The organism is Pseudomonas syringae, from assembly GCF_000737245.1.
Lineage (GTDB): Bacteria > Pseudomonadota > Gammaproteobacteria > Pseudomonadales > Pseudomonadaceae > Aquipseudomonas > Aquipseudomonas syringae_J.
The window spans coordinates 106,469-131,689 of record NZ_JPQU01000109.1; the positions used below are offsets into that span (position 1 = coordinate 106,469).

Annotated in this window: 21 protein-coding genes and 2 pseudogenes; 11 read left to right on the forward strand and 12 right to left on the reverse strand. The window is 57.6% G+C overall.

Annotation, left to right across the window (positions count from 1 at the left end; translation table 11 throughout):
- Position 1 precedes the first annotated feature (1 nt).
- Both IV01_RS00245 and IV01_RS00240 read right to left on the reverse strand, forming a co-directional pair.
- The gene (locus tag IV01_RS00245; RefSeq protein ID WP_032632009.1) at positions 2-796 is read right to left on the reverse strand and encodes an N-acetyltransferase; all 795 of its coding nucleotides are present in this window, start codon (positions 794-796) and stop codon (positions 2-4) included.
- A 117-nt stretch (positions 797-913) separates the two neighbouring features.
- A complete protein-coding gene (locus IV01_RS00240) occupies positions 914-1,873 on the reverse strand; it encodes an alpha/beta hydrolase (protein ID WP_050508116.1) in 960 nt (319 codons plus the stop codon).
- Between the two features lie 158 nt (positions 1,874-2,031).
- Here IV01_RS00240 and aroC point away from each other — a divergent pair, with 158 nt between their 5' ends.
- The 5 genes from aroC (at position 2,032) to IV01_RS00215 (ending at position 8,108) form a co-directional block, all read left to right on the forward strand.
- Positions 2,032-3,123 carry a chorismate synthase gene (aroC, locus tag IV01_RS00235; RefSeq protein ID WP_032632011.1) on the forward strand — a complete coding sequence of 364 codons (1,092 nt, stop codon included), beginning with the start codon at positions 2,032-2,034 and terminating at the stop codon, positions 3,121-3,123.
- Between the two features lie 6 nt (positions 3,124-3,129).
- A complete protein-coding gene (locus IV01_RS00230; protein WP_050508118.1) occupies positions 3,130-4,323 on the forward strand; it encodes an MFS transporter in 1,194 nt (397 codons plus the stop codon).
- The gene (locus IV01_RS00225) at positions 4,320-4,856 is read left to right on the forward strand and encodes a 1,2-dihydroxy-3-keto-5-methylthiopentene dioxygenase (RefSeq protein WP_032632012.1); all 537 of its coding nucleotides are present in this window, start codon (positions 4,320-4,322) and stop codon (positions 4,854-4,856) included. Before IV01_RS00230 ends, IV01_RS00225 begins: the two co-directional genes overlap by 4 nt.
- Before the next feature lie 243 nt (positions 4,857-5,099).
- Positions 5,100-5,822, forward strand: a complete 723-nt coding sequence (locus IV01_RS00220) for a helix-turn-helix transcriptional regulator (protein ID WP_032632014.1) — start codon at positions 5,100-5,102, stop codon at positions 5,820-5,822.
- Between the two features lie 849 nt (positions 5,823-6,671).
- A complete protein-coding gene (locus tag IV01_RS00215; protein ID WP_032632015.1) occupies positions 6,672-8,108 on the forward strand; it encodes a pyridine nucleotide-disulfide oxidoreductase in 1,437 nt (478 codons plus the stop codon).
- A 141-nt stretch (positions 8,109-8,249) separates the two neighbouring features.
- Here the strand turns inward: IV01_RS00215 and IV01_RS00210 are convergent, their stop codons facing one another.
- The 3 genes from IV01_RS00210 to IV01_RS00200 all read right to left on the reverse strand — a co-directional run bounded on the left by IV01_RS00210 (position 8,250) and on the right by IV01_RS00200 (position 12,217).
- Entirely contained in the window at positions 8,250-10,667 is a 2,418-nt protein-coding gene (locus tag IV01_RS00210) for a TonB-dependent siderophore receptor (RefSeq protein ID WP_032632016.1), read from the reverse strand.
- An 84-nt stretch (positions 10,668-10,751) separates the two neighbouring features.
- On the reverse strand, positions 10,752-11,690 hold the full coding sequence (locus tag IV01_RS00205; protein WP_032632017.1) for a FecR domain-containing protein: 939 nt from the start codon (positions 11,688-11,690) through the stop codon (positions 10,752-10,754).
- Positions 11,687-12,217, reverse strand: coding sequence for a sigma-70 family RNA polymerase sigma factor (locus IV01_RS00200; protein WP_032632018.1), 531 nt, complete (start codon positions 12,215-12,217; stop codon positions 11,687-11,689). Before IV01_RS00200 ends, IV01_RS00205 begins: the two co-directional genes overlap by 4 nt.
- A gap of 185 nt (positions 12,218-12,402) precedes the next feature.
- Between IV01_RS00200 and panE the strand changes: the two genes are divergently transcribed.
- Entirely contained in the window at positions 12,403-13,341 is a 939-nt protein-coding gene (gene panE / locus IV01_RS00195) for a 2-dehydropantoate 2-reductase (protein WP_032632019.1), read from the forward strand.
- An 82-nt stretch (positions 13,342-13,423) separates the two neighbouring features.
- Positions 13,424-13,663: a DUF465 domain-containing protein gene (locus tag IV01_RS00190; protein WP_032632020.1), complete on the forward strand. Its 240-nt coding sequence runs from the start codon at positions 13,424-13,426 to the stop codon at positions 13,661-13,663.
- A 142-nt stretch (positions 13,664-13,805) separates the two neighbouring features.
- Here IV01_RS00190 and IV01_RS0125780 read toward each other — a convergent pair whose 3' ends face one another.
- The 4 genes from IV01_RS0125780 to csrA form a co-directional block, all read right to left on the reverse strand.
- On the reverse strand, positions 13,806-14,660 hold the full coding sequence (locus IV01_RS0125780; protein ID WP_050508121.1) for a DUF3618 domain-containing protein: 855 nt from the start codon (positions 14,658-14,660) through the stop codon (positions 13,806-13,808).
- Positions 14,657-15,064 (reverse strand): phage holin family protein, encoded by a 408-nt coding sequence (locus tag IV01_RS00185; RefSeq protein ID WP_195758835.1) that lies wholly within the window; start codon positions 15,062-15,064, stop codon positions 14,657-14,659. The genes IV01_RS0125780 and IV01_RS00185 overlap by 4 nt, the downstream gene beginning before the upstream one ends.
- Complete coding sequence (locus IV01_RS0125785) at positions 15,064-15,840, reverse strand: hypothetical protein (protein ID WP_050508123.1); 777 nt, start codon at positions 15,838-15,840, stop codon at positions 15,064-15,066. The genes IV01_RS00185 and IV01_RS0125785 overlap by 1 nt, the downstream gene beginning before the upstream one ends.
- A gap of 294 nt (positions 15,841-16,134) precedes the next feature.
- Complete coding sequence (csrA, locus tag IV01_RS00180) at positions 16,135-16,323, reverse strand: carbon storage regulator CsrA (protein WP_002554157.1); 189 nt, start codon at positions 16,321-16,323, stop codon at positions 16,135-16,137.
- A gap of 608 nt (positions 16,324-16,931) precedes the next feature.
- Between csrA and IV01_RS27650 the strand changes: the two are divergent.
- A pseudogene (locus IV01_RS27650) lies at positions 16,932-17,702 on the forward strand (MCP four helix bundle domain-containing protein); the annotation flags it as partial.
- Between the two features lie 210 nt (positions 17,703-17,912).
- Positions 17,913-18,557: pseudogene (locus tag IV01_RS27655) on the forward strand (methyl-accepting chemotaxis protein); the annotation flags it as partial.
- 171 nt (positions 18,558-18,728) lie between these two features.
- On the opposite strand, the gene IV01_RS00170 reads toward IV01_RS27655, so the two are convergent.
- Positions 18,729-20,081, reverse strand: a complete 1,353-nt coding sequence (locus IV01_RS00170) for a GntP family permease (protein WP_032632026.1) — start codon at positions 20,079-20,081, stop codon at positions 18,729-18,731.
- A 137-nt stretch (positions 20,082-20,218) separates the two neighbouring features.
- Positions 20,219-20,701, reverse strand: coding sequence for a gluconokinase (locus tag IV01_RS00165; protein ID WP_032632028.1), 483 nt, complete (start codon positions 20,699-20,701; stop codon positions 20,219-20,221).
- 271 nt (positions 20,702-20,972) lie between these two features.
- Here IV01_RS00165 and IV01_RS00160 point away from each other — a divergent pair, with 271 nt between their 5' ends.
- Entirely contained in the window at positions 20,973-21,989 is a 1,017-nt protein-coding gene (locus IV01_RS00160; RefSeq protein ID WP_032632029.1) for a LacI family DNA-binding transcriptional regulator, read from the forward strand.
- 287 nt (positions 21,990-22,276) lie between these two features.
- Here the strand turns inward: IV01_RS00160 and IV01_RS00155 are convergent, their stop codons facing one another.
- Positions 22,277-23,434, reverse strand: coding sequence for a glycerophosphodiester phosphodiesterase (locus IV01_RS00155; RefSeq protein ID WP_032632031.1), 1,158 nt, complete (start codon positions 23,432-23,434; stop codon positions 22,277-22,279).
- Between the two features lie 335 nt (positions 23,435-23,769).
- Between IV01_RS00155 and IV01_RS00150 the strand changes: the two genes are divergently transcribed.
- Positions 23,770-25,110: a GGDEF domain-containing protein gene (locus tag IV01_RS00150; RefSeq protein WP_032632032.1), complete on the forward strand. Its 1,341-nt coding sequence runs from the start codon at positions 23,770-23,772 to the stop codon at positions 25,108-25,110.
- Positions 25,111-25,221 lie beyond the last annotated feature (111 nt).

The window sequence follows — 25,221 nt, forward strand, 5'->3', positions numbered from 1 at the left end:
CTCAACGGTGGGTCGCAATCCAGATCAGCAGGCCAGCCTGGAACACCGCGAACGTCACCAGGCACGCGATGGTAAAACGCAAGCCGCTGTCTTCACGCTTGTATTTGTTCACCCGATCCTCATGCTGACGGATCGCCACTTCCTGCTCGATCATCTTCTTCTCGGCGTTCTCCAGCATCTGCGAGGCTTCGAGAATTTCGATGATCTGAATCTTGTCGTTGTTCCAGGTGCTGTGCAGATTGCCGACCTGAACGTCCTTGAAACTCCCCTTCATGTGCTGCGCGTCGGCGTAACCGACTTCGAAGCCCTGGGTTTTCAGAAAGTGGTCACGACGCATCCGCGTATCTTCGTTAAGCCCGTCTTTGCTGGGCAGCGCGAAGCTTTCAACCTTGTAGCTCGACCATTTTTTTTGTGCCCAGTGGATGCCTTGAGCGATCAGGAAACGGCCGATACCGCGGTTCCAGGGCTCGATCTGCAGACCGGATTCCGGACCGAAGCGCACGATGTGAGTGACATGATCAACCCAGATATCCAGGTGATTCTGTTCGCGGCGCACCCGTTGCCCCGGCAACTGGATGTTCAGGCGCAGCAAGCTCAATTCCTTACTGTGACGTTCAGCGCGGCCGAATTCCACGAAGCGCAACGGCCGGCCGCCAGTGGCTCGGTCTGTTTGCAGCGGGGCCAGACGCAACATCTGAAATATTTCCGGCTTGACGTCGTCCCACGGCTGCGCCGGCTTGGCTTCGGCAGCCTGGGTTTCACCAACCTTTTCGGGTAAATCTGTTGTTTCGGTCATTTCACGGCGATCCTGTCCATGACACTGTGCAGCAAACACAGTGCCAGCAATCCCCTATCGGCCGATTTCCAGAGTCCTGAAGGGTGCCACTGTTTTCCCGACATCAAATTTGCCTGCTCAGGCGCCGGGCAGGGCACCAATAAATCGCAGAATCTGGCTGGAAATTTCATTGGCGAGAGGCAGCTTGGGATTTTTGTAGGACGCCAGCTGGCGATCCATGTCCATGGGCACGATGCGCAGCACATGGTTCATACCTTCAATCAGGGCCAAATGGGCATCCGGTTTGGCATCCTTGAGCAATTGAGCATCGCCAACGCCCACCTGAATGTCGTGCGTGCCTTGAATAATCAGAGCGGGCACCCGCAAGTTGCCGAACGCGGCTGCCGGATCCTGGCGGAACAGGGAAATAAGGTACGGCTGAACGCTGGGACGGAATACCACCTCAAGTTCGGCCGGAACATTGTTGTCGGTCTTACCCGCCTTGATTTCGTCGATCAGCAGGTTGGCCCGTTGCAACAAGGGCGGGGGCAGGCGGTCTTGCAGCTGTTCACGCAGCACGATATCCACCGGCCGGCCAGTGCCAGCCACAGAAATCACCGCAGCCGCCCCGGCTTTCTCGGCAGCCAATGAGGCGACCAGCGCACCCTCGCTGTGGCCCAGCAGGATCAACTGGCCCAGACGCCGATCAGTCTTGAGCTTCTGGCCCCAGGCCTGGGCGTCGGCCACATAGCTTTCAATGCTCAGGTTGCGCTCGTCGGGGGTGGCCGGTTTGCTGGCGGCTACTCCGCGTTTGTCGTAACGCACGCTGGCAATATTGTTTTTGGCCAGAATCAGCGCCAGACGCTTCATGCTGTCGTTGCGGCCACCCTCGGGATTATTGCCATCGCGATCCGTAGGGCCTGAGCCTGCAATGATCAATACTACCGGCACTGGAGTGTTTGACTTGGGTAGTAATAAAGTGCCAAACAGCTCGCCTGTGGCGGTGTTCAGGCTGATGGGGCGTTGCAGGACCGAGGGGGTGGCAGCGTGAGCCAGCCCGGTGAGCAGCGGGAGAATCAAGGCAATAACTCGTAACATCGTTGGGCCACTATCTATTTGGATGCCACTTGGACGCGGCCAGACCGATAAGGTTCGAGGATGAACTACGCGCCCAGCCTGCGTATACTGGCGCGCCTGGTTTTCTTTATCCGGGTTTTCCTGATCTGGTTCTTTCGCTGATTCCTCGGAGCGTCCGCATGTCCGGCAACACCTTCGGCAAACTGTTCACTGTCACCACTGCCGGCGAAAGCCATGGTCCGGCACTGGTCGCTATCGTTGACGGCTGCCCGCCGGGCCTTGAGCTGTCGCTGCAAGATCTGCAAGTCGACCTGAATCGGCGCAAGCCCGGTACCAGCCGGCATACCACCCAGCGCCAGGAGCCCGATGAGGTGGAAATCCTTTCCGGGGTTTTCGAGGGTAAAACCACGGGTGCGTCGATCGGGCTCTTAATCCGCAACACCGATCAGAAGTCCAAGGATTACTCGGCGATTCAGGATCTGTTTCGTCCGGCCCATGCCGATTACACCTATCACCACAAATACGGCATTCGCGATTATCGCGGCGGTGGCCGCAGCTCGGCCCGGGAAACAGCCATGCGCGTGGCCGCGGGCGCCATCGCCAAGAAGTATCTGGCGACTATGGGCATTGTTGTGCGCGGCTACATGAGTCAGTTGGGCCCGATTGAAATCCCGTTCAAGACCTGGGACTCGGTGGAGGAAAACGCGTTTTTCTGCCCCGATCCTGACAAGGTTCCGGAGCTGGAAGCCTACATGGATCAGCTGCGTCGCGACCAGGATTCGGTCGGCGCCAAGATCACTGTGGTTGCTGAAGGTGTGTTGCCTGGGCTGGGCGAGCCGATATTTGATCGCCTGGACGCTGATCTGGCCCATGCGCTGATGAGCATCAACGCCGTCAAAGGTGTTGAGATCGGTGCTGGCTTTGCCAGTGTGGCCCAGCGCGGCACTGAGCATCGTGATGAGCTGACGCCGCAAGGTTTCCTGTCCAATAACGCGGGCGGCATTCTCGGTGGTATTTCGTCTGGTCAGCCGATTGTTGCGCACCTTGCACTGAAACCAACGTCCAGCATCACCACGCCAGGGCGCTCCATCGATGTTCATGGCAACCCGGCGGACGTCATCACCAAAGGTCGTCACGACCCTTGTGTAGGTATCCGCGCCACGCCGATTGCTGAAGCGATGATGGCGATCGTGTTGCTGGATCACCTGCTGCGTCATCGTGGGCAGAACGCTGACGTTCAGGTCAGCACCCCGGTGTTGGGTCAGTTGTAGTGAGTGATGGCGGTGCCTGGGCTGCGGATTCCTGAGGTGACGCCGCCTGCTTGCGGGCAGCTGCCATATTGGCGGCTGTCCGGTTTTTACGTCTTTTACTTCGCCTTGCTCGGCTCCACCGCTCCTTTTCTGCCGTTGTATTTCAGTCATTTGGGCTTTTCCAGTGCGCGGATTGGCGAACTGGTGGCGATCCCCATGCTCATGCGTTGTATCGCGCCCAATCTCTGGGGCTGGCTCGGTGACTACACCGGGCGACGCCTGATCATCGTGCGTGCTGGGGCGATGTGCGCTCTGCTGGCGTTTTCCCTGATTCTGTTCAAGCAGAGCTATGCCTGGCTGGCAATGGTCATGGCCCTGCATGCGTTCTTCTGGCATGCCATATTGCCGCAATTTGAAGTTATTACCCTGGCTCATCTGCAAGGCCAAACTTCTCGTTATAGCCAGATCCGCTTGTGGGGCTCGATTGGTTTCATCCTTTCGGTGGTGGTTCTGGGGCGGTTGTTCGAGTGGTTCAGTCTGGATCTTTTTCCTCTGGTATTGCTGATCATCATTCTGGGTATCGTCGTCAGCAGCTGGTGGGTGCCCAATGCCACGCCGTCGGTGTCGGCGGCACGCCCTGATTCCGGTGGTTTTCTCCGGCAACTGACCCGACCCGGTGTGTTGGCGTTCTATGCCTGTGTTGCGCTGATGACGCTGAGCCATGGTCCGTATTACACGTTCCTGACCTTGCACCTTGAGCATCTCGGTTACAGCCGCGGGGTGATCGGCGTGCTCTGGGCGGTCGGCGTGGTCTCGGAGGTGCTGATGTTTATGGCCATGAGCCGGCTTCTGCAGCGTTTTTCGGTGCGTCAGGTGTTGATGGCCAGTTTTCTGCTGGCCTCGCTACGTTGGCTCTTGCTGGGAAGTTTCGCGGACGATCTGCTCGTCCTGCTGTTTGCCCAACTGCTGCATGCGGCAACTTTCGGCAGTTTCCATGCCTCTGCCATTCACTTCGTGCAGCGCAGCTTCGGCGCGCAACAGCAGGGCCAGGGCCAGGCGTTGTACGCGGCATTGTCCGGTACAGGTGGTGCGCTCGGTGCGCTGTACGCCGGCTACAGCTGGAATACACTGGGCGCTGGCTGGACATTTACAATCGCAAGCCTTGCAGCGTTGGCTGCTGCCATCCTGGCGGGTACAAAAATGAAAGAGGAGCACTCATGAGCAGCCTGTTTGTGTATCACCAGTCAATCCCCGAGCAACCCTACAAGGTATTGACCCACCTGGAGGACATCGCTTCTACGTTGGCCGAGCAGGGCGTGGGCTTCGAGCGTCTGCGGGCCGCTAGCCCCGTCAACGCCGACGCGAGCGAGGAAGAGCTACTCGACAGTTATCGCGTGCAAATCGATGCGCTCATGACCGAGCGCGGGTATGCGGTCGTCGATGTCGTACGTGCCAATGCTACTGACCCGGCGTTGCGTGAGAGCGCCCTTGCCGAGCACCATTGTTCTGAAGACGAAGTGCGGTTTTTCATTGCGGGCCGTGGGCTTTTTACACTGCATATCGACGAGTATGTTTATACGGTGCTGTGCGAAAAGAATGACGTGATTTCAGTACCCGCCGGTACTCGACGCTGGTTCGATATCGGCGAGAATCCACGTGTTGCAGCCCTGCGTTTTTTCAGGAATGCCCCAGGCGAGGTCATTTCTACCGGCGATACCCTTGCCGCCCGGTTCGCCCAGCTCGATGATTTGTAGGGGCGTGAGCATGCTCCAGGCGTCGGGCACTCTGCTCGTTTGTCGGTATTAACTAAATCCTGAGTGGGCCGTGTCCTCTGGAGAAGTAGGACGTTGCCTCATTGGATGTAAGGAATCACTGTTTGTTTCTTGCCTTGTTTTTAAACACTTTTATTCGTGTAGTTTCCTGAGCTTCCCATTTACGGCGCCGTCCTGAACACGATCTATAAACAGGCGCCGGGTTTGGACACAGGAGCAGACCCTATGGCAAGTACGGAAACCCTTAACCCCACCTCCGACTCCCTCGTGCAGCAAATGGTCAGCAGCATCGATGAGCTGGACAATGATCAAGCCATCGAAAATGCCCTTGGCTGGCTGTGCCGCGAATGCAGCTGCGAACGTGCGATGTTCTATCAGTTCAGAGGATCGATGTTGCTCACCCTGGTGACATTCAATGTCGAGAACAGCTGGGGCTCCGGCTACCGGCGGCTGCGTTTGTTCAGCCAGGACCCCGTCATCAAGTTTTACCGCGGGCAGCTTGGCTTCCTCGAGTGGAGCAAGGCGTTCGAGCTGCATCCGGCACCCGACAGCTATCGCCAGGTAGTGGACAATCATCAGCTCATGCCAGGCTGTTCTTACGGCTACACGAGCCAGGGCCGCAGCTTTCAGGGCGTGACGTCGATTTGTTCACTCAATGGATTACGCAGACCTCTTACCCATGGCGACCAATACTTATTGTCGAGCCTTGTGCCTGTATTGCATCTGGTCGGGCGTGGCACAAGCTTGCGATCCAAGGGCCTGAGCGATAAGGAACTGGAGATACTGGAGTGGGCACGGGACGGCAAAACCGCCTGGGAAATTGCCTCAATCCGCCAGATATCGGAGGCAACGGTCAAATACCACCTCAAGAGCATCTACAACAAGCTCGGTGTGTCCAATCGCGCGCAGGCCGTGGGTGAGGCGTTGTGTCTGGGTATTATCAAATGAACGGGTGGCGTTATTTGGGCCGTTGGACTGACTATTAGATTGGACTATCTTTTCGGCCGGAGTGCGATTGCCCGCGATAGTGAGGGTTCAGTTAAAAATATGCCTGATCCAAAGCTATCGCGGGCAAGCGCGCTCCTGTCGAGCATTTATTTGGCCTCTACATGCAGCGTTACTGAGCATGGGAAACCGCTTGAGTTATGTAGCCAGAAGGTCGTCAACTTGCTGGCGCTGGAGTTTGGTGCGGTTTTTTCGGGCTGATTGATATATAAAAACTACATTAAAAACTTATTTTGGACTGAAAAACGTTCGATTACCGGCGTCAATAATATTTCTCCAGTAAAGTCATGTGGTTACGTGTCCGGTGGGTATGTGTCGACGTAATATCAATAAATTGACACGTCGAGCATTGTTTGAAATTATCTCTTCGGCCTCCCCGCAGATGTTTCTCTCGCACGTGCAAGGTTTTTGCTGAAAGGCCCGTTTCCAAGGCCTCTGGTCCCACGTCATGGCCGTGTGAGACGAACTTCAGCCTTGCACGCTCCAGTCGGGATACGGCGTTTTAGTTAATGATGGGTTAAAAGCCAGATGAGACCGTCTTAAAGCGAACAGGCGGTAGCATTGCCTTTTATTTAGCGCCATACGTGCACGCCGTTTTTTATAAAACATCCCCCCTTATTTGCTCGTTAGTTGCCTGGCCTGTTCCTGGTCTGAGGCCGGTCTGAGCCTGTTTTATTGTTTGAGCTGAGCAGGAATCAACTTGCGTACTGAAAGGTATCCGGTTCCGTACATTAAGTTACGCAGCGCGGCAGAGTGCCTATCAACACCAGAATCATTAAAGGAGATCTGATTATGTTCGGAGACAATCTGGAAACCACTTGTGGGTGCGTTGTGGCCGGGGCAGGGCCTGCAGGTATGGGCTTGCTGTTCAACGCATTGAAGAGCGGCACGCTGCCTGACCTGGCGCGCGATGGGTTGATCATCGTCGATGCCAGCGCGAGCCCTGGCGTCGGTTGTCTGGGGGATTATCGGATAACCGCCAATTCGGTGGGGGACGTGTTTCTCGATTGCTTGCGAGATCCGGCACTGCGTGACGTTTTTCAGCCGCTGGAGCGCTCGCCAGCCTACTGGCGTATTCGCCGTCAGGCGCAAAGCGCGCCGCAGTTGTCTGACGTAGGCGAGCTACTGGCTGAGGCGTCCAGGCTGGTCCTTGAGTTCATCATTCAGCGTTACGGCGTCCAGCTGTGGCATAGCACCACGGTGACTGAGGTGGTCAAGGATGGGGATGAATATTGCGTCTGGGTGGAACACGAAGGGCGGACCCGGCGCATTCGTACTCGTGCGGTTGTGCTTAACCTGGGCGGGCAACAGGATCCCAGGCACTTGCATGAAGGGCTTGCCGAACATGGCTTGATGGTACCTGCGTCGGCGACTATTAGGTCCGCAGATCAATTGCTGCGCATGAACGCCGTACAGTTGCGTGAAACCTTCGCGCCGGCGCTTGCTTCCTCAGGACGGATCACTGTCGTTGGTGGTTCCCACAGCGCGTTCTCGGTACTGGAAAACCTTGCCGACGCCCTGGAGTTCGCCGGGCTGCAGGAGGTGACGTTGTTGCATCGCTCCGCTATCCGGCTGTTTTATGAAAGCGCCGCCCATGCCCATGCCGCTGGCTATGTTTTCGACCCCGTGAAGGATGTTTGCCCAGTGTCCGGCCGAATCAACCGTTCGGGGGGGCTACGTTACCGAGCTTTGGAAGTCGGGCGAGAAGTGTTGTCCTGTGGCTGGGTCGGAAAAACCGGGGTTAGGGCTCGCACATTTCGGATCCAGGGTGGATCGCAGCAGGATTATGAGCTGGCGGCCCAAGCGTTGCTCGAATCCAGCGTGGTGGTGCAGTGCACCGGTTATCAACCACGCTTGCCGATACTGAGCTTTCGGGATGGCAGCCCGATTGTGCTGCGTGAGGCCAAGGGTGGCCTGGACTCCGACGCTTCTGGTTGTCCGCTCGATAACGCTGGCCAGCGTTTGCATGGTCTGCACTTGTTTGGCATTGGCGCAGGGCTGGCTGCAGATACCAGCCTGGGCAGCGAGCCTTCATTTGATGGACGTATTTACGGGGTCTGGCAATTTCACAATGACGCCAGTCGAACGGTGATCGATGCGGTGGTGTTGCGTCTGCAACAACCAGTTCCGGAGATCGCTGTGCCCAGCCGCAGCCTGGTGCAAAGGCTGGAGCAAGGTATGCCGTATCTGTTTCCCGGTCTGGCGGGTGCTGCGGGTGCTGAAGGTTGATCAGTATCACGTCGGTCATGGAGACGGAGTCGGAGGTTATGACCGCGGCGAAAGCGGTATGCCTGACACACCGCCTTCGCGACCGTCGTAACCTCCGGTTGCTCCTACAGGTCCTGCGTTTTCAGAGACATCCGTGGCCACTTACCACTTGTAGCTGATGGAGCTGACTACGCTGCGTTCGTCTCCGTAGCGGCAAGAGTTGGCGCAGTAGATATAGCGTTCGTTAGTCAGGTTTTGTGCCCTGACAGCGACTTGCCAGTTCGCGTCCAGCTCGTAGGTCGCCCGTGCATCGAACAGCGTATAGGCTGGCATTTTTCGGTCACTGACGCTGGGCACCGTGTGCGTGGTGCCGTTATAGCGTGCGCCAGAGCCAATGGTCAGCTTGGGTAGACCCAGCAACGCCATTCGGTAATCCAGCCATATCGAGGCGCTGTGATAAGGCGTCCCTTCAATACGCGAGCCTTCGAGGACCTGATCGTTGTCGGCGACGATGTGGGCATCGGTGTAGGCGTAAGCTGCGTTGAGGGCCAGCATCGGAGTCAGCTGTGCTTTGGCTTCCAGCTCAAAGCCTTTGCTGCGCTCCTTACCAGTCTGTTCATCGAAGTCCGAGCCTGCGATGGAAGTGATGACGTTTTTCTGAGTGAGCTGGTAGACCGCTGCGCTAAGCATCAATTCCTGACCTTCGGGCTGGTAACGAATGCCCAGTTCATATTGCTCGCCTTCGGTGGGCAAGAATGCCTTGCCGTTAATGTCTGTACCCGCCGAAGGCAGAAACGACTGGCTGTAGCTGATGTAAGGAGCCAGGCCGTTGGCCGCCAGGTAAACAAAACCGATGCGTGTGGTGGTTTTGTTATCGCTGACTTTTGCGCGGCTTTGGTTGCTGTAAGTCAGCGTGTTGTTTTTGGCCCAGTCCTGGCGCACGCCGAACAGCGCGACCCAGTGATCGTCCAACTTGGCTTGCTCCTGTAGATAAAGCCCCAACTGTTCGCTGTGCAGATCCGAGCCGCGGTCGACGGCCTTATTGACCTGCGGCAGGTTGCCGTAGACAGGGTTTGCCAGATCCAGAGCCGGCGCACTCCCACTGAACCGGTGGCTGTCGTAAGTCTTGCGGTACAGATCGACCCCGCCCAGCAACGTGTGCTGCCAGCGGTCGCTATCGATATTCCATTGCACACTGGTGTCGCTGGTCCAGCCGGTCGAGAGGTCTTCGCGAGAGTTGTAAGTACGCGACAGACTGGACAGATTTGGCCCGCTGATACGGCTGCTGTTCAGCGCGATGTAGTCATAGTCAGCCCGGGATTCGTAGTAGCGCAGGGCATGGCGTAGCTGCATTCCGTCATTGATACGGCGCTCCAGCAGATAGCCAAAGGTTTGCAGCGTGCCGTCGTAGTCATCGTAGTCCGGTTCGCCAGCGAAGAGTCCGTAAGGGATTTTATAGCCAGGGGTCGCACTGAACGTCGTCAGGTTGTACTGCATCGGCGGGGTGAGGGTGGTTCGGGTTCGTTGATGGGTTGCGAGCAGCGTCAGACGGGTATCGTCGTCCATTTGCCAGGTCAGGGCAGGGGCGATGAATTGCTTGTCGTCGTCGATTTCATCGAATTGAGTGCCGCTGTCGCGTACCAGCCCTGTCAGGCGATAGCTGAAGCGTCCTTCGTCATCGAGCCGACCGCTGTGATCAGTGGAAATTTGCTTGCGGTTGTTATTGCCGTACTCCACGTTGATTTTGTGCAAAGGCTCAACGGTCGGCCGTTTGCTGGTGGTATTGATCATGCCGCCAGGCGCGAGCTGGCCGTAAAGCACCGAGGCCGCACCCTTGAGAACTTCCACGCGTTCAAGCCCGTAAGGTTCCTGGCCGCCCTCGAATTGCGTGCTCTGCATCTTCATGCCGTCGCGCAGCACGCTGCCCGTGCGCGGGCCTATGTCGAAACCCCGCAGCCGGTAATCGTCGGCCACTCTGCTGTATCCGTTGGGTTGACTGACCAGCCCGGCGGTGTAGTTCAGCACATCGGCGAGGCTGTCACTGGGCCGGGAGGTCAGCTCTTCCCGGGTGATGACCGATATCGACTGAGGGATCTCCCGAAGCGGCGTATCGGTTTTGCTCATGGTGGCGCTGCTGCTGGCGACTTTACTATTGGCTGGTCCCCAGGCGTCCTGACCGTGGCGCTGCCCACTGACATTGATGTCTGACAGTTCCAGCGCTCCGCCAGCGGTGATGGGCTCGATGCTCAACGTGCCGCTGGTCGTGGTGCTGAGACGTAGCGGCAAACCTTGCAGTACGTGGCTGAGCGCCTGTTCAGTACTGAATTGCCCATTGAGTGCCTGTGCGCTCAAGTCGCGGGTGAGCTGAGCGTTGAAAGCAATGCCCCGCCCGCTTTGCCGGGCAATGGCTGTCAGCGTTACGTCCAGAGGACCGGCCGGCAGCGAGAAGTCGATCAGTTGCTGGGCTGCCTGGTTTTGTGCCGCTTGGGCAACGCTCTGCCATCCGGATAACGTCAGGGGCAGAATAAGCGGCAGGATAAAAGCGTGGGGCGTCAAAGCGAAGCGTAGTGGGCGGTGCATGACAGCAATTTCCCCTGTGGGATAGTCGATGTCAGCTATGTGACGCGAGTGGGGTGGATATTAAGGGCTGAGCGCATTATTTTTTCAGCGCAGCTCCAGTTGCGTCCACCAGCCGAAGTATTGATCGATCTTCAGCGGCAATACTTCCTGAAGCGACCTTAACGCCTGATCGGTGTCGTCCATCGGGAACACGCCTGAAATCCGCAATCGCGAAGCCTCGGGACTGATGCGCAGCAGTCCGCGGCGGTAAGGGCGCAATGCCTCGATGATCTGCCCGAGCGGTTGATCATGAACCTCCAGCAGCCCGTCCTCCCACGTACCTTCACCCGCCTGACGCGGATCCAGCCGTCGCGAGCCAGTCCGGCCGAGCAGCGCGCCCTGGCCTGGCCCCAGCTCCAGGGTCGAACCGTCTGTGGCAGTGGCGATTACTCGCGACTCCTGAACCCAGACATGGGCACCTTCCTCACGCAGCGTAACGGTGAAGCGAGTACCCAGCGCACGAGCTTCGCCGAAGGTAGTGCGGACCACCAGTGCGCGTAGCGGGTCCGCTTTCACCTTGACGCTGATGGCACCCGCGTGCAGGAGCAGCGTGCGTTGCCTTGAATCCATAAGCAGATCGACCTGGCTCCGGGCGTTGAGCACCACCTCGCTACCGTCTTCCAGAATAAAAGGGCTGCGTTGTGCGAAACCGCTGTGCAGGTCGCTGTTGATTCGTGGCAGCGAGCCGGTGCTCTCCAGCCACCATCCCCCCAGACCCAGGCCTGTAAGACCCAGAGCTCCGCGCAGCAGGTGTCGGCGGCTTGTCCCTGCTTTGTTCAACACCTGGCGTGACACTGCAGGCACATCGACGAACACTCTGCCCAGCCGCAGCTGCAATCGTTGCCAGGCATCGCGATTGTCTTCACTGGTCTGCAACCATTGCTGGAAACGTTGACGATCTGTATCGCTCAATGTTCCTGACCGGTGCCGCGCGAGCCATTCGATGGCCTCTGCAACCTTCTCGGGCACGTCAATCCTGCTCATTCGTTTTCCAGTGCCAGATAACAGAGGCTCATTGCCTTGACGATGTATTGATGGACCCGAGGTGCAGATATGCCGAGGCGCTGACCGATTTCCACATAAGTCAGGTTGTCCAGTTGGCTGTACAGGAAAGCGCTGCGGCCTATCGGCGACAGGCCATCGAGCAGGGTGTCCAGCGCGGTAAGGGCTTGCAGCGCCAGTGCTTGCTCCTCAGCAGAGGGCTCATACGCAAAAGGTTGCTGCGCCAGCGTTTCCAGATAGGCCCGCTCCAGGTCGCGCCGCCGCCAACTGGCAAAGATCAGCCGTTTGGCAATGGTTGTCAGCAGCGCCCGCGGCTCATTGATGCGTTGCGGATCTTTAAGCGCTACCACCTGCGCGAAGGTTTCCGCTGCCATATCGGCAGCATCATGCTGGCAACCCAGACGCGCACGAAGCCGCGTCAGCAACCAGCCATGATGCTCGCCGAACAATTGATGGAGCACGCGGTTGCGAGCCTTGGGGCTTTGTGAGTCGAAGAAAACGGAAGGCATGGCAGCAGCAATAGTAATGACAATTATTATCAAATGATGACGATTCGCGAACCCTATTGCAACTGGCTCTGCTACTGGGGAGGGTGTAGTAGTGGAGGCCAGTTTTGAATTGTTGAGGCGTCGGGCAGCGTCTTCTACTCTGAAATACACATGAAAGCTGGCGAACCCATGGGAGATCGATATCAATGCGCATCTTGATCGTTGGTGCTGGAGCGATTGGTGGTTATTTCGGCGGACGCCTGCTGGAGGCCGGTCGCGATGTGACTTTTCTGGTGCGTCCTGGCCGGGCCGCTGAACTGCAGCGCGATGGGCTGATCGTGCGCAGCGCGCAGGGCAACATCCTTTATCCCTCGCCACCTGTGGTCATGTCCGAAATGCTGGGCGAGCCTTACGATCTGATTATCCTCAGTTGCAAAGCCTACGACCTGGACTCCGCCATGGACGCCTTTGCCCCGGCAGTGGGTCCGGACACCGCAATATTGCCCCTGCTCAATGGCATGGCCCATCTTGATCGGCTCGGTGCTCGTTTCGACATGGCCAATGTATTGGGCGGGCAATGCCTGATTTCACTGGACCGTGATGCGTCCGGTGCCATCCTGCACTTGGGCGAGGCCAATCAACTGACCTTTGGTGAATTGAGTGGGGCGTCTACCCGACGCATTCTGCGGGTGGCAGAAGCGCTCGCTGATGCCGGGTTCGAGGCCAGTTTCAGTCAGCACATCCTGCAGGATATGTGGGACAAATGGTGCTTTATCGCTACCGCTGCGGGCATCACCTGTTGCATGCGCGCCAGTCTGGGTGACGTGCTGAGCGCCGGAGGGCAGGCGCTACTGGTCAAGTTGTTCACCGAGTGCGCGAATATCGCCACGGCGGCGGGTTATCCGTTGGCTGAAGGGGGGCGCCAAAGGTTCTTGAAAGTTCTCACGACGCCTGGCTCGCCGATGACCGCATCGATGTTGCGTGATATCGAGCGAGGTGCGCCCATCGAAGCCGATCATGTATTGGGGGATCTTTTGCTGCGCCGCGATGCGGTAGGGGTGTCGGCTCCTGATATGACTGTTTTGGGATTTGCCTACACGCACCTGAAGGCGTATCAGCTCCGGCGGTTACGTGAGTCCCGTTAATGTGCTGTGAAAACCGCGAACCCTTGGGAGCGTCTATCCTCATACATTAAGTAACCATCACAGTCATGAAGAGAGGTGTCCCATGCCGGTCAAGCACGATTTGTACAAGGATCTGGGTCTGACAAAAGATCAGGTAAGTGAGCGTAGTCAAAAGGACAAGAAGCTCAATCAGTTGCTCAATGACTACGGTCAGATCGATACGGATGTGCTGGATGCAGAGTCTGGGGCGGCGGGCAGTATCAGTGATGATGAGCTGAAGAAGCTCAAGGAAAAAAGGTTGTTGATCAAAGACAAGATTGTTCAGCGACTTGAACAGCCCTGAAATAGGAATATGTGCAGGGCCCCGGGATATCGCGGGATCGTAAGAGCACGCTTGCCCGCGATGCGATTTTGAAGCCAGGCTATTAATTGCCTGTGCTGACGTCGTCGCGTGCAAGCGCGCTCCTACAGGGGATTAACGTCACTCAACCAAGGCCGGGCGTTGCATGTGGATTGAAAGCCGGCTGCGGGTTGCTGTTCGAAGGCTGGGCAGTGGTTTTCGCGTCGTCGACCAGCTCCTTGCCCATCTGCGAGACCTTCTCGTAGCCTTCACTCGCCAGGTTTTTCGCCTTGCTGGTCAGCTCATCGCTGGCTGGGCCCATCATTCGGTTTTCCCGTTCAGTGACCGGCAGTGCCGCACCCAGCGCGGCACCGAGGGCGATGCCAATGGCTGCCAAGGCCAGCGGTTGCTCCTTCAGCAAGTAGTCCAGCCCGGACTGGGCCTTGCGTGCCTGCTGATGCAAGGTGTCATTCATATCATGACTGCCCTGATGCAGATGCTGACCGGTCTCCGACAGTCGCGCGCTGACGTTTTCCTTCATTGCTCCCATCTTGTCGGTCATCTGCCCCGCCTGGTCTTTCATGCGCCTGGCGGTTTCTTCGATGCGGGTTTTAGCGTCGCTGAAACTGTCGGTGACGCTGTGCGCCATATCGCTGGCCCGCTCGCCGAGGTGGCCCAGGCTGGACGACCCCGAGGCTGTTGAAGGGCTGCGATTCTGGCCCATCATCAGCCATAACAACCCCACGGAGGTCAGGACAGTCGGCAGCGGATTATTTTTGATGGTGGTGCCCAGATTGTTGAGAAACTCACCGCCATTGCCTTTGGTATAGCTCAGCGCCTGATCGAGTAACTGGCCCGCCGAGAACTTGCTCTCGAGGGCATCGACGATGTTGCCGATACTGTTCCGTTGGGCGTCGATTTCGCGTTCCAGGGTTTCCGGGCTTTTTTCGGAATCGCTGGCAAAGCTTTCTTCGCTTTCGAAGCTGCTGTCAATGCTCATGAGACTTTCCTCTGGATAGCATCCTTGTCTTTTTGCAGGGAGTTGACGGTGCGTTCTGGCGTCAGGTTGGAGGCGTCGAATTGCTTCTTGCCCGACTGAATCATGATGAAACCCACGACCATGGCCACGACGCCCACGATCAAGGCTGCCAGCCAGGGCTGCATGATCGTGGCCAGCGCATACACAGCAGACAGCAGCACGATGATCAGCCCTGCCAGCATGACGATTGCGCCAACGCCGACCGCTGCGATACCTGCCTTAGCGGTTTCCACGGTCTGCTTGATTTCCGCTTTGGCCAAGGCCAGCTCTTTGCTCAATAGTGCTGGGACTTCGTGGGCCAGCTGGCGAATCAGGCCCAGTGCAGAGGTTTCGTTCTCCGGCGTTGGGTTAGAGGGAGTAGCCATCACACACCTCCTTTCGTCACGCGATCTTGTGCTTGCCTGTCCGATACGGACTGTCCAGAGCTATCCGGCTGGCTGCTGTCATCCTTGCTGTCGGGGTAAGTTGCCTCGGCCCCTGGCGGGTCAGTCGGGACAAAAGCACCTGCCGGACCTTGCCCCGGTGGTGCGTCCGGGATCCCGGGTCTGCCGCTGTGACGAACATCACCCACGTGCGGATGACTGATGGGAAACTCCTGATCGGCCTCCACAACGGCGCTCATTCCTGCTGGGGGACGGGTTGGGTATTGACCGGCCGGGTTGTCAGCGGAGGGGGACATGTCCGGGCTCGATGTCGACGCCGTGGTTGAACCTGAGTCGTGCGCAGAACCTGACGCCCGCAGGAAACGCGATAAACCAAACCCCAGCGCAACACTACCGGTGATAAACAGCGCGGGATTGTCCCGCGCCAGTTTGCCGGCTTGCTGAAGGAGTTCGTCAACGCTTTTGCCGCGCAGGTTACTCGCCAGGCTGGTCATATTTTCGGCGATGTCAGTGACGTAGTGCGAAAGCCCGAGAGTGTCGCTTCCCTGCATCTGTTCTGCGGCGGATTGAGCGCTTTGCGCCAGAGTCTCGATCTGCTCTGCGGCAGTGTCTCTGTACTGCTCGAATTGCGCAGAACCGTGTTGCCTGGCACTGGCAATTGCCGCTTGTGCGTCGTCTTGCAGGGTGTGCAGGTGATCTTCGGCTGCATTGGGCTGGTGTTCGGCATTGCTGCCAGGGCTTTGGGGCGTTGTGTTCATTGTCATTCACCTTGTTGCTACTCATCGAAATGAAGAGCGTGCTCGGCTCACAACTGACTACGGGCTTGGCATCGGTCCATGTGTTCACATGAGGTGGAGTGACAATTTTCGCGAGGAGTTCGAGGCGGCAGACAAATGGTCTTGGGGGGGGCTCGACCACGCTGCTAAAACGTGGAAGCGCTGCCTTGGGCTTGGGAGGAAAAACCAGGCATAAAAAACGGCGTCAAGTGACGCCGTACGACCTGGTTGCCGGAGCTTGCGGCAATCGGGTTTGAATGAGGGGTGTTCGTTATTTCATTGTGGGTCTTGGTTGGGAGCCAGCTCCGCCTGAATACGTTTGTAGATTTCTTCACGGTGCACAGAAACATTTTTCGGCGCGTTGATGCCCAGGCGTACCTGAAGGCCCTGAACGCCCAGAATCGTGACGGTAATTTCGTCACCAATGTTTATGCTTTCGCCAACTTTACGGGTGAGTATCAACATAATCTTTTCCTTGATGGCCTCTTGAAGCGCCTCTAGCAGGAGGCTGGCATTTGCCTTTGCGTGGTGATTGTTGCCGAGTACATCCAAATGCGTCCATCAATATGACGTTACAGGAGTGAATTTAATTCCCTCGGTACATTTTTCTGTCATCAAGCGCGGTTGCCAGCTCGATGAGCGCGCCAATTCTGCCTGTTTTTATTGGTAAAAGCCCGTATTTAGCGGAGCAGCCCACAAGGTTTTGTCCCAAGGCCCGAGCTGTATTGAAATTTCGTGACGTATTTCTACACGGTAAGGGTTAACCCATGCAGGCATGCCTTATCGAATATCAGCGTAGGCGCTACTTTGAATGTGCGCAGGACCGTTCTGAAAATATTCGTCGTGGACTCGACACGGTACGTAGGAAGGTGGCTTCAAGGGTTGTGGTGCACTACCGCGACGGCGCCAGGACAATCGCCGTAATGGGTATTTACGCTGGCAATGATTCTGGCGCAGGAGGGGGCAAGCGCTGGCCAGGTTGCTCTTGATGGGTGTTAAGGGCGAGAGGTGTTTAAGTTTTGTTCTCTGAATGCCGATAGCATTTCAATATCACCCCATCGAGTCGATCTATCATGATCCTGCGTAATCTTGGAATTGCCCCTCGGGCCGCGATTTGCTTCACCATAATGGCACTGCTCGTGCTGTTTCTGGGGATGATGAGCCTGAATAAGATGGCCGATCTCAATCAGATGACCGATTCTTTGGCGAGTGATGAATTGGCCTCTACTCGGCTGCTGGGCGAGCTGGCTGATACCACAACTCGGTTACGTACCGTGTCTTACCTGATTCTGGTAAACCGCGCGCCGGCAGATTTTGCCAGAGGAGAAGCAAGGCTTGATGTACTCATCAAGAAGGCCAATAGGTTAGTCGAGGCCTATGCTCCGCTGGTCGGGGGCGAAGAAGAAGCAGGCAAGTACAAGCAGTTCAAGGAAACGCTGGCCGTTTATGCGGTTGCTCAGGACAAGCTACTGGAGATTGCCCGGGCCGGGCGCGACGCTGAAATCCTGCCGCTTATCAATGGCGACCTCAAGCGTTATTCGGATCAAATGGCGCCTTTGCTCGAGTGGATGATGGAGCTCAACCGAAAGGATTCAGAGGTCGCTGTTGCTGATTCCGCCAGCGGGTACATCGCGGCGCGTAATGTCATCATTACCGTGCTCGTGCTGGCAGCGATGATGACGGGTCTGCTGGCAGTCATTCTCACGCGTAGCATTGTTCGTCCGCTAAGTGACGCAGTGCGGGCGGCGGAAGACGTAGCGCGGGGAGACCTGACCCAACCGGTTCTGATACAGGGGCGTGATGAAGTGACACGTCTGCAGCAAGCCTTGCAGGCGATGCAGACCAACCTGCGCGAGACTTTGCAGCAGATTTCTGGTTCTGCCACTCAGGTCGCGTCGGCAGCAGAAGAACTCAATACCGTCACCGAAGAAGGTTCTCGTTCCCTGCAGCAGCAGAATGATGAAATCGAACAGGCCGCAACGGCAGTCAATGAAATGACCGCTGCTGTCGAGGAAGTTGCCAGCAATGCCGTCAGCACCTCGACCGCTTCGCAGCAATCCAGTTCTTCGGCAATCCAGGGCAGTCAGCGGGTGCAGGAGACGGTGAGTGCTATTCAGCAGATGACCAACGACGTTGAGACAACTGCCGAGCAGGTCCGCAGTCTGGCAGGCCAGACTCGTGACATCGGCAAAGTGCTGGATGTGATTCGCGCCATTGCTGAACAAACCAACCTGTTGGCTCTCAACGCAGCTATCGAGGCGGCACGAGCAGGGGAGGCCGGTCGCGGCTTCGCAGTGGTTGCCGACGAAGTTCGGGCGCTTGCCCACCGCACTCAGCAATCGACCCAGGAAATCGAGGTCATGGTCAGCGGCATTCAGCAAGGCAGCAGTCAGGCCGTGGCCTCGATGCAGAACAGCAGTGCTCGCGCCCAGACCACCCTGGAAGTCGCCCGCAGCGCTGGTGTTGCGCTAGAGGAGATCACCCGTAGCGTGGGCGAGATTTCTGACCGTAACCTGGTGATCGCCAGCGCCGCCGAAGAACAGGCGCAGGTGTCCCGGGAAGTCGACCGCAACCTAGTGAATATTCGCGATTTGTCATTGCAATCGTCGGCGGGCGCCAATCAGACCAACTCGGCCAGCCATGAGCTGTCGCGTCTGGCTGTCGAGCTGAATCAGATGGTGGGGCGGTTCAAGATCTAAGTTTTCAGGCGGTGCATCAGACACACCGCCATCGCGCAACAAAGAGGGTCCCCGTAGGAGCGCGCTTGCCCGCGATAGCGTTGGGTCAGTCGACAAAATCTCGCCTGATGCAACGCTATCGCGGGCAAGCGCGCTCCTACAGAAAAAGCATCTTCGGCAAACCCGGGTTTATCAGACCACCATCGACAGCAGCAGGATGAAGATCAGGCCAACCACCGAAAGGATGGTTTCCATCACGGTCCAGGTCTTGAAGGTTTCGGTGACGGTCATGTTGAAGTACTGCTTGACCAGCCAGAAACCGGCATCGTTTACGTGAGACAGAATCAGCGAGCCAGCGCCGGTCGCCAGGACCAGCAACTCACGGTTGACGCCCGGAATCAGGCCCACTACCGGAGCTACGATGCCGGCACCGGTAATGGTCGCGACGGTGGCTGAACCTGTTGCCACGCGAATAACCGCCGCTACCAGCCAGGCCAGCATGATCGGGTTGATCTGTGCCTGTACCGCCATGTGACCGATCAGATCGCCCACACCGCTGGCCACCAGCATTTGTTTGAAACCACCACCGGCACCGACGATCAGCACAATGGCGGCTACCGGCGTCAGGCTCTGGTCCAGCAGCTTCATGATCTTGTTGCGATCAAAGCCACGTGCCGAACCGAAGGTATAAAACGCCAACAGCAAGGCCGCGAGCAGCGCGGTGATCGGATGGCCAATGAAGTCCATCCAGATACGGAAGGTGTTGCCTTCAGGCAGCGCAATATCGGCGAAGGTTTTCAGCAGCATCAGGAATACGGGCAGCAGGATCGTCACCAGGGTGATGCCGAAACCAGGCAGGTTGTCAGTGCTGGACTCCTTGCCAATCTGTTCCATCAACTCCTGGGATGGAGTGCCCGGCACGTATTTGGAAATCCACTTGCCGTAGATCGGGCCTGCAATGATAGCGGTGGGCAGGGCGATCAGCAGGCCGTAGAAAATGGTCTTGCCGATGTCTGCGCCGAAGATGCCGATGGCGAGCAGTGGACCCGGATGGGGTGGCACCAGACCGTGCACGGCCGACAGGCCAGCCAGCAGCGGGATACCAATCTTGACGATGGAGACACCGGTGCGGCGCGCGACGATGTACACCAGCGGGATCAGCAATACAAAGCCGATCTCGAAGAACAGCGGAATGCCCACCAGAAAAGCGGCGAACATCATAGCCCAGTGCACACGCTGCTTGCCGAAGGCACGGATCAGCGTCTGCGCGATCTGATCTGCGCCGCCAGAATCCGCCATCAACTTGCCGAGCATGGTGCCCAGCCCAAGGATGATGCCGACAAAACCCAACACGCCGCCGAAGCCGTCCTGGAATGCCTTCATGACTTTGTCCACCGGCATGCCGGAGGTAAGGCCTAGAAAGCCGGCGGCAATGGTCAGTGCAACAAAGGGGTGAACCTTGAATTTGGTGATCAACAGGATCAGGCCGACGATGGTCACCACCGCGTCGACTAACAGGTACGTTTCGTGTGTCATACCGAACATTGGATGTCTCTCCAGTTATCTTTATTGTTAAAGGAGCAGCTGTATTGCACCCGTCGCAAACCACGACGGATCAGGTAATTTTCAGCAGGCCCCGGCGCAAGACAGCGCTGTCTTTGGCGCTCACGGCTTTAGCGGCCTCAGGACGCCTTCCACCAGGCCGCAGCTTGTTTGCCAATCTCTGCCACCGGTTGAGTTGCATCAACCACAAGCGTCAATGGCTCGCCATAAGGCGGCTCAAGGGTCGCGAACTGGCTCTCCACCAGGCTGGCGGGCATGAAATGGCCCGGGCGATGGGCGCAACGTTCGGTTGCCACTTCTGGAGTCAGTTCAAGGAAAACAAACCCTAGCCCAGGCACGGCCTGGCGCAAGCGTTCGCGGTATATGAGCTTGAGGGACGAGCAAGTGAGGATCGGGTGCTCACCGTTGCGCAGGGCTTGGGCCATCTCTTCACCCAAACGGGTGAGCCAGCCGGCACGGTCTTCGTCGTTGAGGGGGTGACCAGCGCTCATCTTTTCGATATTGGCCGGTGGGTGGAAAGCATCGCCTTCAATAAGGCGGCCTCCGCTGTTCAGGGCGATTTCAGCGCCGACGACACTTTTGCCGCAGCCCGAAACTCCCATCACGACGAGGGCAGAAATAGCAGAATTCGCAATTGTCACAGTAGACCACCTTGACTGGAGACAGCGCTGTCTTTGTCGCCCTTGGCAAAGAAACTGCAACAGGTGCTTCCAGGTATTGTCATTGTTTTAAGAACATCATCCATCAGCGGACGCCCCTAGAGTCAAATGTGACTGAAGAAAGCATTGTCAGGGTCCGTGAGACAGCGCTACCTTAGAGCCCATTCGCTGTCTTTGGCAACCCCTCTGCTCATCCTTATGTAGTTGGCAACAGATGACTCGCATTGGTTCCCGCTCCACCGGCCGCCCGACACTCAATGAAGTGGCGCGACTGGCTGCTGTTTCTCCTATCACTGCATCACGCGCATTACGCGGGGTGATCACTGTTGCCCCAGAGCTGGTGGAAAAGGTCCGGGCCGCGGCCCAGAGCCTTGGTTACGTGGCCAACCCGGCTGCGCGGGCGCTGGCTTCGTCACAAAGTCAGACCGTGGTGGTGCTGGTACCGTCATTATCCAACCAGTTGTTCATCGAGACCCTCGAAGCGATTCAACATGTATTGCGCCCTCGTAATCTCGAAGTGGTGATCGGCAACTATCACTATTCCCCTGTCGAAGAAGAAAGCCTGTTGCGCAGTCATCTGGCCAACCGCCCGCGGGGACTTTTGCTCACCGGTTTTGACCACACCCCGGCGCTGCGTGAATTGTTGGCTGCCAGCGGGGTGCCCTGCGTCCACATGATGGAGCTGGACGAAACCCGCGGAGCCTACTGTGTCGGGTTTTCCCAGGTTCAGGCCGGGGCAGAGGCGGCGCGCCACTTGCTCGGGCGCGGACGCAAGCGGCTGGCCTACATCGCCGCACAGCTTGATCCGCGAGTGTTGCAGCGCGGCGAAGGATTTCGCCAGGTGCTGCAGGAACAGGGTTTGTACGATCCGGCGCTTGAATTGCACAAACCGCAGCCATCTTCCATCGGGCTGGGTGGCGAGTTGTTCATGCAATTGATGACGCAGCATCCGGATGTGGATGGTGTTTTCTTCTGTAATGATGACTTGGCGCAGGGGGCGGCCCTTGAGGCATTGCGGCACGGGATCGCCATCCCTGAGCGGGTGTCATTGGTGGGTTTCAACGATCTGCCGGGCTCGGCCTACATGGTGCCGCGCCTGACTTCGATCCGCACGCCTCGTGAACAGGTCGGGCAACGCGCCGCGCAATTGCTGCTGGGGCTTCTGGATGGTGTGGTGCAAACACCCCAGGTTGACCTGGGGTTCGAGCTGGTGGTTCGCGAGAGTTCGTGAGCCATTCGTAGCTTTGCGGTGGGAGATTTTATGCGTGTGCGCAAGCGGGTGTGATGACGTGGGAACGGCTTCAGCCGGGAGGGCGGCATTTCAGACAATAAATCTGGCGTGGATGTACTGGCCTCTTCCCGGCTAAAGCCGTTCCCACGTCGTCACACCCGGGTGCCAGCCCAGGCTTTGCGCCGGGCGGTCGAAGCATACTTGTTGGCAAGGCGGTGTGTCAGGTGCTTCGCCTCGCCAACAAGTTGGCTCCTACCGGGACGGCGATCTGCGTTTATCAGCAGCGATCAGTAGCCGTGATGCTTGAGGATTGCATCCATGCTTTCTTTCGCCGGACGACCGTAGAACTTCAGCAGTTCAGAGGTGCGGTTGGTAAAGAATCCGTCGGCGCCATCTGCGGCGATCTGCTTGAAATCCACCTCGTCATCGACGGTGTAGGGATGCACCACCATGCCTCTTTCATGGGTCGCGTTGTTCATCCATTTCTTGACCAGATCCATATAGCTCTGATCCCCGCCATGGGTGAGTCTGGCTGAGGGGCCTGTGCCTATTGCGCCATGGGCCTTGGCCCAATCGATCCAGGCGATGAACTCTTCCTGAGATTTGGCTTCCTGCGCGCCGTAGTAGGCAGCCTTGTCTGTAAAGCCCGAATCCTTGAACGCAACATTCGACTTCGGCTCGATTGAACCTTCGCCGATCCACAGCAGAAGCACCTTGGGCACCTTCGGCATTTCTTTTTGCAGCAACACCAGGCTTGTTTTCTCAAAGGTCTGCAGCACCACGCGCCCGGGCATGTGCGCGACATTCACATGGCCTGCCTCGGCGGCTGGCCTTGAACTGAGCCAGCCGCGCTTTTCCAGGGCCTTTTTGAGGTCCGCTTCAATGCCGGGGAATTGGTTCGGGGCTTTGGTTTCGATGTACAACCCTGGTTTGTTGTCGCCGCCTTCCGCGATATCGATCACTTCATCCAGGGTCAATATCTGCAAACCGGCAAAACTGGCGCGCGCCCGATCAGGATGGGCCTTGTTGAACCAACTGCCGGCATCCAGCTGCTTGATTTCCGCGAGGGTAAAGGTGTTCAGCGGGTCTTTGCTGCGCTTGGGAAAAACTTCGGCGACGTTGGTCGTGCGTTCCAGCGTGTCATCGTGCAAGGCGATCAATACGCCGTCTTTGGTGCGCTGAATATCCATCTCCAGATAATCCGCGCCCAGGTCCCGCGCCACGGTGTACGCCGGAATGGTCTCTTCAGGAGCATCAAACGATGCACCTCGATGGGCGATCACTGCAGGCCAGGGCAGGCCGATCTTTGCGCTCAGCATCTTGCCCGGTGCGTCGGCCGCCAGAACCGTACCTGAAGCCAGTAGTATCGTGCTCAACACGCTACCTGCCAGCACGCTGGCCAGGGGAGTCTTGCGCAACAGCGCTTTTGCAATTCCTTTGAGCATGGTCTCGATAATCCTTCTTTCGTGGTAATTGACGATCAACACGATCATTACAAATGAAGCCCGGGCAAACCTTTAGCAGCATCGAACCTGACCGGCAAGCCATCTGCCGCTCTGCGACTGCTTATGTCGCAACCGCGATGGGGCGGGATGCAGGTGTTTGTGGCTGTTTACCATCCAGTTAGGCACTATGTCGTACGGCTTGCGGCGTGCTAAGTGGAGCACTCTGTTAGTCATGATGCGAAGCGATGCGCTGGCAACGGACCTGCTTCATTCCCGGTAGTCTGACCGGCGAATGATACGAACGCGTGAATGTTAATTTTCCAGGCAGTTCTGATATGGAAACAAATAATTACGCGGCGCTGGCGGGTATCGTCGACATGTTGCTGGATGCGATCTGCGTGGTTGACCCGCAGGGGCGATATGTCTATGTCAGCGCGGCGTGCGAGCGCGTGTTCGGCTACACCCAGCAAGAACTGATCGGTACGCAGATGCTTGATCTGGTCCACCCGTTGGATCGCGAGCGCACGCTGGCGGCTGCCCGGGAAGTCATGGACGGCCAGCCCAAGCTGCACTTCGAGAATCGCTACATCCGCAAGGATGGGCGCGTCGTGCATATCATGTGGTCGGCGCGCTGGTCGGCAGATAACCAGATGCGTATTGCAGTGGCCCGTGACGTGACCGAACGCAAACGCTCGGAATTGTTGCGCACGGCATTGTTCGAAATTTCCGAAGCGGCCCACAGCGCTGAAAACCTGCCTGGGCTGTTCAGGCGGCTGCATCCGATTATTGGCACGCTGTTGCCCGCGCAAAATTTCTCCGTGGTGCTTTTTGATCCGCTGCTTGAACAGCTGAGTTTCGCCTGGCACGGCGACGAAAAGGATGCTGGGCGAGAAAGCCCGGTTGCAGAAGCCCTGGCCTGGGAAATCGTCAAAACCGGCAAGGCGGTTATCTGCGCGACGAACAGCGAACGTTTACCTGAACATCTTCGACACTGGTTAGGCGAGGCACAGCCCAGCTGGCTTGGCGTACCGCTGGATGCCCAGGGCCAGACCATCGGCGCCATGCTGGTCATGGCTCCTGCTCAGGGCGCGCATTACAGCGCCAGCGATGAGGAACTGCTGCAGTTCGTTGCCGTTCAGGCCGCAGCGGCCATCTATCGTCAGCAGATGCACGAGCGCTTGAAACATATGGCTCAGTTTGATCAATTGACGGGTTTACCCAATCGCCTGTTGCTGCAAGACCGGTTACTGATCGCACTGGAGCAGGCCCGGATCAGCAACGGTCGTCTGGCGGTGCTGTACCTGGATCTGGACAAGTTCAAACAGGTCAACGACACGTTCGGACACGCGGCGGGTGACCAGTTGCTTCAGGAGGTGGCGCAGCGTCTGAGTCGGTGTGTGCGGGAAGCGGATACCGTGGCGCGGATCGGCGGTGACGAATTCATCGTCCTGCTGAACCGAATCATGAGGGACGAGGATGCAGCGACCGTTGCGAAGAAGATCCTGTTGGCGCTCAACGAGCCCATGTATTTGGGCGATGTCGATTGGCCCATCAAACCGAGCATTGGCATTGCTTACTACCCCGAAGACGCAACTGACCTGGGGCAATTGTTTCGGCGTGCGGACGAATCTATGTATGAGGCAAAGAAGCAGGGAGGTAATCGTTACTCCCCATGAGGCTGACTCCAGAACACCCGCGTTCCTCGCCGCTCGGTCAGACCGGTTCCGGTCACTGTGTCGCGCTTTTGATGCCTGCGTCTGCGCATTGCGCAATCTGACCTGCACAAG

What these genes read in the sequence shown, in the direction of transcription:
- IV01_RS00225 (WP_032632012.1), top strand. Translation starts at nt 4,320, where the DNA reads ATGAGCAGCCTGTTTGTGTATCACCAGTCAATCCCCGAGCAACCCTAC.
- IV01_RS00220 (WP_032632014.1), top strand. Translation starts at nt 5,100, where the DNA reads ATGGCAAGTACGGAAACCCTTAACCCCACCTCCGACTCCCTCGTGCAG.
- IV01_RS00190 (WP_032632020.1), top strand. Translation starts at nt 13,424, where the DNA reads ATGCCGGTCAAGCACGATTTGTACAAGGATCTGGGTCTGACAAAAGAT.
- IV01_RS00160 (WP_032632029.1), top strand. Translation starts at nt 20,973, where the DNA reads ATGACTCGCATTGGTTCCCGCTCCACCGGCCGCCCGACACTCAATGAA.
- IV01_RS00245 (WP_032632009.1), bottom strand. Translation starts at nt 796, where the DNA reads ATGACCGAAACAACAGATTTACCCGAAAAGGTTGGTGAAACCCAGGCT.
- IV01_RS00210 (WP_032632016.1), bottom strand. Translation starts at nt 10,667, where the DNA reads ATGCACCGCCCACTACGCTTCGCTTTGACGCCCCACGCTTTTATCCTG.
- IV01_RS00155 (WP_032632031.1), bottom strand. Translation starts at nt 23,434, where the DNA reads ATGCTCAAAGGAATTGCAAAAGCGCTGTTGCGCAAGACTCCCCTGGCC.
- IV01_RS00200 (WP_032632018.1), bottom strand. Translation starts at nt 12,217, where the DNA reads ATGCCTTCCGTTTTCTTCGACTCACAAAGCCCCAAGGCTCGCAACCGC.
- IV01_RS00185 (WP_195758835.1), bottom strand. Translation starts at nt 15,064, where the DNA reads ATGGCTACTCCCTCTAACCCAACGCCGGAGAACGAAACCTCTGCACTG.
- IV01_RS00205 (WP_032632017.1), bottom strand. Translation starts at nt 11,690, where the DNA reads ATGAGCAGGATTGACGTGCCCGAGAAGGTTGCAGAGGCCATCGAATGG.
- csrA (WP_002554157.1), bottom strand. Translation starts at nt 16,323, where the DNA reads ATGTTGATACTCACCCGTAAAGTTGGCGAAAGCATAAACATTGGTGAC.
- aroC (WP_032632011.1), top strand. Translation starts at nt 2,032, where the DNA reads ATGTCCGGCAACACCTTCGGCAAACTGTTCACTGTCACCACTGCCGGC.
- IV01_RS00230 (WP_050508118.1), top strand. Translation starts at nt 3,130, where the DNA reads ATGGCGGTGCCTGGGCTGCGGATTCCTGAGGTGACGCCGCCTGCTTGC.
- IV01_RS00170 (WP_032632026.1), bottom strand. Translation starts at nt 20,081, where the DNA reads ATGTTCGGTATGACACACGAAACGTACCTGTTAGTCGACGCGGTGGTG.
- IV01_RS0125780 (WP_050508121.1), bottom strand. Translation starts at nt 14,660, where the DNA reads ATGAGCATTGACAGCAGCTTCGAAAGCGAAGAAAGCTTTGCCAGCGAT.
- IV01_RS00240 (WP_050508116.1), bottom strand. Translation starts at nt 1,873, where the DNA reads ATGTTACGAGTTATTGCCTTGATTCTCCCGCTGCTCACCGGGCTGGCT.
- IV01_RS0125785 (WP_050508123.1), bottom strand. Translation starts at nt 15,840, where the DNA reads ATGAACACAACGCCCCAAAGCCCTGGCAGCAATGCCGAACACCAGCCC.
- panE (WP_032632019.1), top strand. Translation starts at nt 12,403, where the DNA reads ATGCGCATCTTGATCGTTGGTGCTGGAGCGATTGGTGGTTATTTCGGC.
- IV01_RS00150 (WP_032632032.1), top strand. Translation starts at nt 23,770, where the DNA reads ATGGAAACAAATAATTACGCGGCGCTGGCGGGTATCGTCGACATGTTG.
- IV01_RS00165 (WP_032632028.1), bottom strand. Translation starts at nt 20,701, where the DNA reads ATGGGAGTTTCGGGCTGCGGCAAAAGTGTCGTCGGCGCTGAAATCGCC.
- IV01_RS00215 (WP_032632015.1), top strand. Translation starts at nt 6,672, where the DNA reads ATGTTCGGAGACAATCTGGAAACCACTTGTGGGTGCGTTGTGGCCGGG.